At 30.1% G+C, this 11445-nt stretch carries 10 protein-coding genes; 2 read left to right on the top strand and 8 right to left on the bottom strand.

Annotated elements, in window-relative coordinates:
- Nucleotides 1-139 precede the first annotated feature (139 nt).
- The 7 genes from glmM to cdaA form a co-directional block, all read right to left on the bottom strand.
- Nucleotides 140-1486 (bottom strand): phosphoglucosamine mutase, encoded by a 1347-nt coding sequence (glmM, locus tag ACRC28_RS15605; RefSeq protein ID WP_438544365.1) that lies wholly within the window; start codon nt 1484-1486, stop codon nt 140-142.
- A gap of 93 nt (nt 1487-1579) precedes the next feature.
- Complete coding sequence (locus ACRC28_RS15600; RefSeq protein WP_438544364.1) at nt 1580-1894, bottom strand: YerC/YecD family TrpR-related protein; 315 nt, start codon at nt 1892-1894, stop codon at nt 1580-1582.
- 158 nt (nt 1895-2052) lie between these two features.
- Nucleotides 2053-3120 carry a butyrate kinase gene (gene buk / locus ACRC28_RS15595; RefSeq protein WP_438544363.1) on the bottom strand — a complete coding sequence of 356 codons (1068 nt, stop codon included), beginning with the start codon at nt 3118-3120 and terminating at the stop codon, nt 2053-2055.
- Nucleotides 3121-3144: 24 nt separating this feature from the next.
- Nucleotides 3145-4053 (bottom strand): phosphate butyryltransferase, encoded by a 909-nt coding sequence (ptb, locus tag ACRC28_RS15590; RefSeq protein ID WP_438544362.1) that lies wholly within the window; start codon nt 4051-4053, stop codon nt 3145-3147.
- A 272-nt stretch (nt 4054-4325) separates the two neighbouring features.
- Complete coding sequence (locus ACRC28_RS15585; RefSeq protein WP_438544361.1) at nt 4326-5921, bottom strand: FAD-dependent protein; 1596 nt, start codon at nt 5919-5921, stop codon at nt 4326-4328.
- Nucleotides 5922-5930: 9 nt separating this feature from the next.
- Entirely contained in the window at nt 5931-7205 is a 1275-nt protein-coding gene (locus ACRC28_RS15580) for a CdaR family protein (protein ID WP_438544360.1), read from the bottom strand.
- Nucleotides 7175-8026, bottom strand: a complete 852-nt coding sequence (cdaA, locus tag ACRC28_RS15575; RefSeq protein WP_438544359.1) for a diadenylate cyclase CdaA — start codon at nt 8024-8026, stop codon at nt 7175-7177. Before cdaA ends, ACRC28_RS15580 begins: the two co-directional genes overlap by 31 nt.
- A 163-nt stretch (nt 8027-8189) precedes the next feature.
- On the opposite strand from cdaA, the gene ACRC28_RS15570 reads away from it, so the two are divergent.
- Together ACRC28_RS15570 and ACRC28_RS15565 are read left to right on the top strand one after the other, a co-directional pair.
- Complete coding sequence (locus ACRC28_RS15570) at nt 8190-9185, top strand: hypothetical protein (RefSeq protein ID WP_438544358.1); 996 nt, start codon at nt 8190-8192, stop codon at nt 9183-9185.
- A gap of 62 nt (nt 9186-9247) precedes the next feature.
- Entirely contained in the window at nt 9248-9868 is a 621-nt protein-coding gene (locus tag ACRC28_RS15565; RefSeq protein WP_438544357.1) for a cell wall hydrolase, read from the top strand.
- Nucleotides 9869-9959: 91 nt separating this feature from the next.
- On the opposite strand, the gene ACRC28_RS15560 is transcribed toward ACRC28_RS15565, so the two are convergent.
- Nucleotides 9960-11408, bottom strand: coding sequence for an NADP-dependent glyceraldehyde-3-phosphate dehydrogenase (locus ACRC28_RS15560; RefSeq protein WP_438544356.1), 1449 nt, complete (start codon nt 11406-11408; stop codon nt 9960-9962).
- Between the last annotated feature and the right edge of the window lie 37 nt (nt 11409-11445).

The following is an 11445-nucleotide window of genomic DNA, read 5'->3' as shown; positions in this document are numbered from 1 at the left end:
TAGTATAATCTTTAAGTAAAATGTTGGTTTTAAGCATACAAACATTTTATCAGAATCCCTAACTTTTTCGAAGTTAGGGATTTGTTTTTTTGTATAAAAAAGGAACTGTGCACTACTTTTTAGTGCGACAGCCCCTTTTCTACTTACATTTAGCTAATATCATATCTGCTAAGTTATGTGCAAGTTTATCTATTTCTTCTTGGTTTTCTCCTTCAAGCATAACTCTTACTAAAGGCTCTGTTCCTGAAGGTCTTATAAGGACTCTTCCTTTTCCATCCATTAAAGCTTCCATTCTTTCGATTTCTGCTTTTATTTCTTCGTCAGTTAAGTAAATGTTTTTCATTTCATTTGGAACTGTAGCATTTACTAATACTTGTGGAAGTTCTTTCATTATTGAGCAAAGTTCGTTTAATGTTTGATTGCTCTTTTTAACTACTGCTGCAACTTGAAGTGCTGTTACAAGTCCATCTCCTGTAGTGTTATTTTCTAAGAATATTATGTGTCCTGATTGCTCTCCACCTAATGAATATTTTTCTTTAACCATTTCTTCAAGAACATATCTGTCCCCTACTTTAGTTTTTATTGTTTTTATTCCAAGGTTTTTACAAGCAATATCAAGTCCTAAGTTACTCATAACAGTAACTACTAATGTATCATCTTTTAATCTACCAATTTCTTTTAAGTGTTTTGCACAAATTGCTAATATAAAGTCACCATTTATAAGGTTTCCTTTATTATCAACTGCTAGACATCTATCTGCATCTCCATCAAATGCAAATCCCATGTCACATTTCTTTCTTATAACATAATCCATTAACTCTTCTGGATGTGTTGAACCACAGTTTTCATTTATATTTGTTCCATCTGGATTATCATTTATTACGAATACTTCAGCCCCTAAATCTCTAAAAGCTTGAACTGCTACTGCATAAACTGCACCATTTGCACAGTCTAAAGCTACTTTCATTCCATCTAATTTAAAAGGTGTTGTGTTTTTTGCAAATTCTATATAATCTTCTAGTGCTTTTGCTTCAACTCTTCTTCTTCCTATTTGTGAACCAACTGGACTTGGAACTCCTTCAAATCCCCCTTCAATTGTAGCTTGAATTTGGTCTTCTAAATCATCTGATAATTTATATCCATTTCCATTAAAGAATTTAATTCCATTATATTCAACTGGATTGTGTGAAGCTGAAATCATAACTCCTGCATCTGCTCCATATTCTCTTGCTAGATGAGCTACTGCTGGTGTTGGAATTACTCCAAGTATTATAGCTTCTGCTCCTACTGATAAAATCCCTGCAACTAATGCAGCTTCAAGCATATCTCCTGATATTCTTGTATCTTTCCCAACTATTATTTTAGGTTTGTGAGCTCCTTCTGTTAATACATAAGCACCTGCTCTCCCTAAATTATATGCAAGTTCAGCTGTAAGCTCAGAGTTTGCAATTCCTCTTACTCCATCTGTTCCAAATATTCTACTCATTTGACTACCTCTTTCTTAGTTATTTCAAATTATTATACTATATATAGTATATATAGTATCTTATCTTTTGACAATATTTTGCACCTTTATAAATTATTTATTCTTTTTTTGTTTTTCCTCTAACCTGTTTAAAACAATTTTATAACCTTCTGTTCCATAGTTATATGCTCTATTAACACGACTAATTGTTGCTGTACTTGCTCCAGTTTTTTCTATTATTTCTGTGTAAGTATTTTTTTCTTTTAATAATTGTGCAACTTGAATTCTTTGTGCTAAGGATTTAATTTCATTTATTGTTGCTACATCCTCAAAAAATTTATAACACTCTTCAATATCTTTAAGCTCTAAAATTGCATTAAAAAATAAATCCATTTCATCATTTTTAAGCTTTAAATCTAATATACTCATATTTTCTTCCTCCGCCTCTTACTCTTTCTTAATTATACCATTATACTTTTATTCTTCACAACTTTATCTAGCTAAAGAAAATCAAATTTAAAAAGAAGTTTCACTAAATTTAATAAATGTAGCAAAACTTCTTTAAAATCTAAAACTATTTTTTTAGTTTAATATTTTTGAGCTTCTTCTTCTCCATCAAGAACTCTTATAGCTCCTTGTGCTAATGCTAATAATTCATCTTCTCCAGGATAAGCTTTAACTTCACCTATAAATGAAACTCTTTTAGTTATATCTCTTACTACTTCTTCAGAATATGCAATTCCGCCTGTTAATATTATTTTATCAACATTTCCTTCTAAAACTGTAGCCATTTCTCCTATACATTTAGATACTTGATATATAAATGCATCATATATTAACTGTGCCTTTTCATCTCCATCAGCTGCAAGTGCTCTTACATCTCTCATATCGTTAGTATCTAAATATGCAACCATTCCGCCTTTACCTACTATTTTGCTATATACTTCTGATTCAGTATATTCACCTGAGAAACACATTTTTATTAAATCACCAACTGGTACTCCTCCAGCTCTTTCTGGTGAAAATGGTCCATCTCCATCTAAAGCATTATTTACATCTACAACTCTTCCCATTTTGTGAGCTCCAACTGAAACTCCTCCACCCATGTGAGTTACGATAAGATTTAAATTTTCATATCCTTTTCCACTTTCTTTACCAAATCTTTTAGCAACTGCTTTTTGGTTTAAAGCATGAAATTTACTTTTTCTTGGAAGTTCTGGCACTCCTGAAAGTCTAGCTACTTCTTCTAATTCGTCAACAACAACTGGATCTACTATAAATGCTCTAACTCCAACTTCTTTAGCTATTTCATTTGCTAATATTCCACCTAAGTTTGAAGCATGTTGTCCTTGCACTCCATCTTTTAAATCTTTTATTAATTCTTCAGTTACTTCATAAGTTCCACCTGGAATTGGTTTAAGCATTCCACCTCTTCCTACTACTCCACTTAATTCTTTTATATCAAAGTTCTTTTCTTTTAATACATTTAAAATAACTTCTTTTCTAAATCCTAATTGATCAAATATAGTTTCATATTTAGCTATTTCATCAGATGAATGTCTTAATGTTTCTTCTAAAACTTCCTTTTCATTTTCATAAACACCTATTTTTGTAGATGTTGAACCTGGATTGATTATTAATAATTTATATGCCATTTCCTATACCTCCAAATTTATTTATTATTTTAATGATTCCGATACTAATGCTGCTAATGCAATTGAATTTACTTTTGTTTCAAATGAATCTGCTCTTGATGTTAATATAACTGGTGCTGATGTTCCTACTAATAATCCACCATTTCTTGATTTTGATGTATAAGTTAAACATTTGTACATTACATTTGCAGTTTCTATATTAGGTAACATTATAATATCAGCTTTTCCTGCAACTGGTCCTTCTATTCCTTTATGATGTGCAGCTTCTTCTGATAATGCATTGTCTAAAGCTAAAGGTCCGTCTATTATACAACCTTTAATTTGTCCTCTTTCATTCATCTTCGATAATAATGAAGCATCTATTGTTGCTGGCATATTAGGATTTACAACTTCAACTGCACAAACTGGTGCAACCTTTGGCATTTCTAATCCACATGCATGTGCAACTAATACTGAATTTTCTATTATTTGTTTCTTATCTTTTAATTCTGGATATGTGTTAAATGCTGCATCTGTTATATAAAGAAGTCTATCTATTCCCTCAACTTCAAAAACTGCAACGTGAGACATAAGTTTTCCTGTTCTTAGTCCAACCTCTTTATTTAATACACTTCTTAAAAATGTAGCTGTATCAACTAATCCCTTCATTACCATATCAGCTCTTCCACTTGATACAAGTTGAACTGCAAAAAGAGCAGCTTTATTAACATTTGGCTCATGAATAACTTCATAATGAGTTAAGTCCATATCAATTTTATCTGCAATTTCTTTTATTTTCACCTTATCTCCAACTAGAATCGCATCTGCTATTCCTTGTTCTTTAGCTGATTTTACCGCTTCTAATACTGGCTCATCTTGAGCTACCGCTACTGATACCTTTTTTAATTTTACACTTTTAACTTTAGATAATAATTCATCGAAATTTTTACTCATATTCCTGCACCTCTTACTATTTATTTATATAAACTTTATTTTAACTATTTAATCCATTTATGGAATTTTAACTCGTTAATTTTATAACAATATCTAATAACATTGTAACAGAAATTCTTTCCAATAGTTAAATTTTCAGAATATTAAGATAAATTAAATTCACCATTTTTTGAAACTAGGAATAATATAAACTATATTCATTACAAATACAATTAAAAACCTCTTGCCTAAATAATAAAAATAAGACTATGAATTTTTCCATAGTCTTATTTTTATATTTTTTTATATTCCTTCATTACATTTTCTGCTGCTTTTATTCCATCAACTGCTGCTGATATAATTCCACCTGCAAAGCCTGCTCCCTCACCTGTTGGATATAATCCTTCAACAGAAACACTTTGTAATTTCTCATTTCTTAACATTCTAACTGGTGCTGATGTTCTTGTTTCAATTCCTGTTAAAACTGCATCATGTCTTCCATATCCTTTTATTCTTTTATCAAATACCGCTATTCCTTCTTTTATAGTTTCTACAACATATGAAGGTAAACAATTTTTTAGTTCCTTAAATTCATATCCTGGCTCATAACTTGGTATTACTTCCCCAAGCTTAGTTGAATTTTTATCTTCTAAGAAATCTCCTACAAGTTGAATTGGCGCTTTATATCCGCCTCCTCCAAGCTCATATGCAAGTCTTTCATAATGTCTTTGGAAATCCATTCCTGCTAAAGGATGACTTCCTTCAAAATCCTCTGGTCCTACTGTTACAACTAAAGCTGAGTTTGCATTTTCTTTATCTCTTGCATGATAACTCATTCCATTTGATACTAATCTTTTCTCTTCTGAAGCTGCTGCAACAACAACTCCACCTGGACACATACAGAATGAGTAAACACCTCTCTTAAACTTTTCACTTTGATAAACTAATTTATAGTCTGCTGCTTTAAGTCTTTCGTGATTTGCATATTCTCCATATTGAGCCTTATTTATCATATCTTGTGGATGTTCTATTCTAACACCTATCGCAAAAGCTTTTTGTTCCATAAATACTTCTCTTTTATGAAGCATTTCATAAGTATCTCTCGCACTATGTCCTATTGCTAAAATTAAATTTTCACATTCAAGCTCTTTTCCACTAACTACTATCTTTTCAAGTTTTCCCTCTTTATAGATAATATCCTCAAGCTTTGAATTAAAGTGAACTTCTCCACCTAAGCTTTTAATTTCTTCTCTAATATTTTTTACTACAACCTTTAATATATCTGTTCCTATATGTGGTTTTCCTGAATAAATTATTTCTTCTGGTCCACCACTTTTAACTAATTCCTCTAATACATAAGAACATCTTCTATCTTTTATTCTAGTTGTTAGCTTTCCATCTGAAAAAGCACCTGCTCCACCTTCTCCAAATTGTACATTAGAATCTAGATTTAATGTTCCATCAGCCCAAAACTTATCCACAGTTTTGCTTCTCTCATCCACATCTTCTCCTCTTTCAAACACAATTGGTTTATATCCCTTTTGTGCCAATGTTAAAGCTGCAAATATTCCTGCTGGTCCAAACCCTACAACTACAGGTCTAGATTTCATTTCCCTTGTTCCAAATATTAATTCTTCTTCTTTATAGTTATCTAATGTAATACTATTGTCTTTAGCTTTTTTTACTATCTTCTCTTCATTATCACATTCAATTTCTACACAGTAATTAAATTTTATATTATCTTTTTTTCTTGCATCTATACTTTCTTTTAATATTTTAAAACTTTTTATATTTTTTTCTGATATCTTTAGTTTTTTACATGCCTTTCCTTTTAAAAGACTCATATCTTCATCTATAGATAAAGTAACATTATTTACTCTTATCGCCATTTTTATCTCCTATTTCTTATCAATTTTTGCTATTTTTTTATCTGCTTCAGTTTTCACTATTTTCACAGATACATTTGGTATACTTTGTATCGCTATATTTTTATCTACTGTTATTTTAGGTGTTATAGAGAAACTCCCTTCTTCTTTATAACCACTTAAATCTACTGTTGCAGTAAAATCTGAATTACTTAACTCGTTAATAATACTTGTCGGACCATTTACAGTTATAGTAACTGTATTTGAACTACTTTCTAAACTCAATTCATTATTTAATCCTTCATATTTAACTGGAATTTCAAAATTTTTATCTATTACTGTATCAGTTGGTGTTGTTGGCTTTGTTGTTCCATTTACATCTATTGATACTGTAACGCTATTATTTCCATTTGCTATTTTTACTCCTTGTGGAAGTGAAATATTAACTGTCTTTTTTGTATCTTCTTCGATTTTCGATAAATCTATCGGTTCTAAATTCAAACTATTTACTCCACTCAATGCATTTTTATTACCTACTATATACACATATTTTTGTGACAATGAAGCTCCATTTAAGGTTATCCCTTGTGGAAGAGCTCCTGTAAATTGTGGTTCAAGACTTACCTTTTTCCCTTCACTTGTTTGAATTCCAATAGTTCCTTCTTTTTCACTTAACTCTACCCCCTTAATTACTTGCCCATTGGCATTTAAAGGTTCATACTTAAATGTTTTTGTTAAAGGGCCTGCTACATTATCAATATTTCCAACTAATGCAACTTCCTTTACCTCATTTACTAAACTTTCTGGTCCTGTCACATCAACTTTTTGAGATGTAAATTGGACTTTATCCTTATACACATCCTGTGCAAACGTGATATTTACATTTGATACTGAATCAAATGTTTTTGTCTCTAACGCTTCAAGTTTCACTTGAACTACTAAATATCCATTGTTTTTTATGTTAATTTGTTGTGGATAATTTACTATTTGAACTGGAATATTGTTGATACCTTTTTTCAAAGCATATTCTCCTAAGTCTGCTTTTATTATAAAATCATCAGGCTTAACTGAATAAATCTCTTTAGAAGGCCCTTCTAAATTTAAATCTACATTAAATTTTTGATTTGGTGCTAGTGCTAACCCTTGATTTTTTAATGCTTCTGTATTTGTAACTTGAACTGGTACATTTTTAAGGGTATATGTTTTTATAACTGTCTCTACATTTGTTACATATATCCAAAGGCAAAAAGACAGTAGTACACAGACAAGCTTTATTATTAATCTTTCTTTTGTAGATCCCTTATCCATGACTTCACCTTCTCACTTGCTGATTTTCCTGTACTTTTCTTTTCTACAATTAAACTTTTTAATGTTGTTCTAAGCTTATCTTTATCATAATTTCTAGTAAGTCTTCCTCTTATAGCTAATGATATAACTCCTGTTTCTTCAGATACAATAATTACAATCGCATCAGAGTTTTCTGATAAGCCTATCCCTGCTCTATGTCTTGTTCCAAGCTTTTTATTTATACTATTATCCTTTGTTAATGGAAGAACACAGCCTGCCGCGTGAATTCTTTCATTTTTTATTATTGTTGCACCATCATGAAGTGGTGTATTTACTACAAATATATTTTCTAAAAGTGCTGAACTAACTTCTGCATCTATTATAGTACCCGAACCTAAAACTTCTCCAAGTCCTGTATTTTGTTCAATTGCAATTAGTGCACCTGTTTTTGATTCTGCTAAATTTTGAGATGCTGTTACTATCTCATCTATAAATTTCTCTATTGTCTTTTCATCTCTTGGTCTTCCTGTATCGTTAAATGCACTTTGCCCTAAATGCTCTAATGCACGCCTTATTTCTGGTTGAAAAATAATAACTACTGATAGTACTCCGATAGTTAAAGTTTTATTTAAAATAAAATAAAGCATATTCAATCGTAAAATATAACTTATTGGTATCAATGCAACTATAAATAATATTCCTTTTAAAAGTTGCTCTGCTCTTGTTTCTTTAATAAGCATATAGCCTTTATAAAAAATGTATGAAACCACTAGTATATCTATAATTGACCATATTGAAATATTTCTTACTGCGTTTAATGTTCCTAGAAAAAAATCTTGCACTTTTGTCACCCCATTCTTTATCAAGTTAAATTATACACTAAATAGTATTTCCTATGATATAAATGATACTACTTTTTTTTAATTTTTATAATATTTTAAATATAACCTTAATATAATCTTATGAGATTACTTTTTTTAGATTATGAAAAGGAGGGTTCTAAAAATGTCTGATTTCATAAATTTTATAAAGAACATTTGCAAAGAAAACTTTAAAGCACTATCTTTTGCTTCAATAATTATCTTAATACCATTGATTTTGCTTATTGTTACAAAACTTAATCCTAAAAATGCTGATATTCAGCATTTAAATTCAATTGCTTCAGAAGTATATAAAATAAATTCATCACTATCCTCATGTATCAATGAAAATACAGTAAATACTGATAAAGCTAAAGAAATTTTACCATTGATTACAAAAGACTTAGATATTGCTAAACAAAATATTTTAGTAATAAAATCTTCAACTAACAATGAAAAGGTAAAGTCTGCTTTAGATAATAGCATAACTTTAAATATTACTTTAATTAAACAAGGACTATCTATGTATTTATCACCTGATAGTAAAAACCTTGAAAAAAATCTTGAAGAATATAAAAAAACTTTTTCACTTTTTATTGAAAGCTTAAAAACACTTGATGTTTATGGTTTAAACAAAATAACTTCTGATGAGTCTATCTCATTTTTTAAAAATACTTGTAACTACTTTGATACTGTAATTAATCTAAATACATTATCTAGTATAGAAAAATCATCAAATCGTGATTTTCTTTTAAAGCTTTCAAGTATTACCACTAAATTTGACTCAATAGATGAAGACTTAGCTCCTGCACTTGCTGATATAAAACAAACTAACCGTTCCTTAACACCACTTTTAGAAGATTTAGATAAAAAGAAGAATATTTTTTCTAAAATTGAAGAAGAATATTATATGTTATCAATTCCTGAATCAGGTTTTTTAACTTCAAATGCTTTAGAAGTGTGTATTCAAGAATATAAACTTTATTTAAATTCACTTACTGAAGCCGTTAGCCTTGATTTAATTGAAAAGGATGTTGAAACTGCCCAAAAGTTATATGATGAAGCCTTTAAATCATATGCTACTTTTATAGAATCATATACTAATTTTAAGAATGAAATATCCAATTTAAAGAACAAATAGTATATTTTTTTTATTTTGGGCAATAATATATTTTGGACTGGGTTGTAAAAAGGAGGTTTTTTATGAAAAAATTTTTCAGTCTTTTTTTACTAACTATAATCTTTTTAGGAGGTGGCTCACTTTCTGCTTTTGCGGCTGACCTTGAGTCTGTAGAACAGGAAAAAATATCTTCTAAATTTTATAGAAATGAGTCAAAAATTAGCAAAACAGCATTTAATCTTGATTATGAGGAAGCTATTCCATCAAGCGCTGTTGTTCAAAATGGAAACACAAAAAATGAAATAGAAGTTTTTAACCATAATGGTTCACAATTAAAAATAACTAAGGCAGACATTGATTTAATGGCTAAACTAGTTTATGCAGAAAGCCGTGGCGAACCTTTTCAAGGCAAAGTCGCTGTTGCATCTGTTGTATTAAATCGTGTTATGAGTCCACATTTTCCAAATACAATACAAAGTGTAATTTTTCAAAAAAATGCATTTTCTTGTGTTGTTAATGGTCGTTTAGATACCCAGACAAACGAATCTTGTTATGATGCTGTTTATGAGGCAATCCGTGGAAAAGATCCAACTAATGAGGCATTATTCTTTTATAATCCATCTATAGCAACTTGTTCATGGATGAAAGAAACATCAAAAAAAGATTCTAAAGTTATTGGAAACCATACATTTTTTAAGCAATAACTTTAAATTAGTGCAGTAAATAAAATACTGCACTTTTTTTAATTTAAAAAGCTAGCGGTAAAACCACTAGCTTAAAAAATCTAATTCTAAATTATAAGTTTAAATTTATAACTGTTGCTTTTACTCTCGACATTGCTTCAATAGAATATCTAATTCCTTGAATTCCCATACCTGATGATTTAACTCCTAAGAATGGGAAGTGATCTGGCCCTCTTTCAGTTTTATTGTTCACTTGAACAGTTCCAACTTCTAGTTTGTTTGCTACATAAAATGCTTTATTTATATCTTGTGTAAATACTGATGATTGAAGACCATATTCTGATTCATTAGCAATTCTTATTGCTTCATCAACATTTTTAACTCTTATAATAGGAAGCACTGGTCCAAAAGGCTCTTCCCATGCAATTCTCATTTCTTCAGTTACATTATCAAAAAGAGTTGGTGTAATCATATTTCCAATTCTTTCACCACCACATAAAAGTGTTGCACCTTTATCAATTGCATCTTTAATTAATCCTTCAACAAAATCTGCTGCCTTTGTATCAATTAAAGGTCCTACAGTAAAGTCTCCTTCTAAAGGATTTCCATAAGTAACACCTTTCATGTATTCAACTACTTTTTCTACTAATGCATCACTTACATAATCTTGAACTAAAACTCTTTTAACAGCTGTACATCTTTGTCCTGAATATGAAAATGCTCCTGCTACAATGTTTTTAGCTGCAAGTTCAACATCTGCATCTCTTAAAACTATTGCTGCATCTTTTCCACCAAGTTCCATTAAAACTGGTTTCATCTCTGTTATTTTAGAAATTCTTCTTCCAATTTCACTACTTCCTGTAAAGTTTACAAAATCAATATCCTTATGTGTTACAACATAATCTCCAATTTCACTTCCTCTACCTGTAATAGTATTTATAAGTCCACTTGGAATTCCAGCCTCATTAAATGCTTTTGCTAAATACATTCCTGAAATAGCTCCTTGCGTTGCTGGCTTAAATACTACTGAATTTCCAGCCATTAAAGCTGGTGCTATTTTAGAAGCTGCTAAGTTAACTGGGTAGTTAAATGGTGATATTGCTAAAACCACTCCTAAGGCTTCTCTTGTTACAATTGAAATTTTATCATTTTTAAATCCTGGGAATGAATCTCCTGGTAATGATTCACCTTTTATATTTTCTGCTGCATCTGCTGTAAATCTTATAAAGTCAGCTGTTCTCTTTATTTCTGACATAGCACTTTTATTATCTTTTGCTATTTCAAGAACCATAACCTTAGCCATCTCTTCTATTCTTTCTTCTAAAAGGTCTGCTACATTATGAAGCATTTTCGCTTTTTCATTTGTAGGTACTCCAGCCCATTCTTTTTGTGCCTTTTTCGCCACTCTTATAGCTTCATCAACTTCTTCTGTGCTCATAGCATGAACCGATCCAACTAGCTCACCATTTATTGGTGATTTTATATCTATTAAATTTTCTTTGCTTATAATCCATTCTCCATCTAAAAGGTTTCCATAAACCTTTTCATCAGTACAAAACATCTCTACACCTCCGACATTAATTATTATTTAATTATTA

Origin of the sequence: Clostridium sp. (assembly GCF_051650885.1) — a bacterium.
Taxonomy (GTDB): domain Bacteria; phylum Bacillota; class Clostridia; order Clostridiales; family Clostridiaceae; genus Clostridium.
Note: the sequence above shows the minus strand (reverse complement) of the source record. Positions and strands in the feature narration are given on the sequence as shown.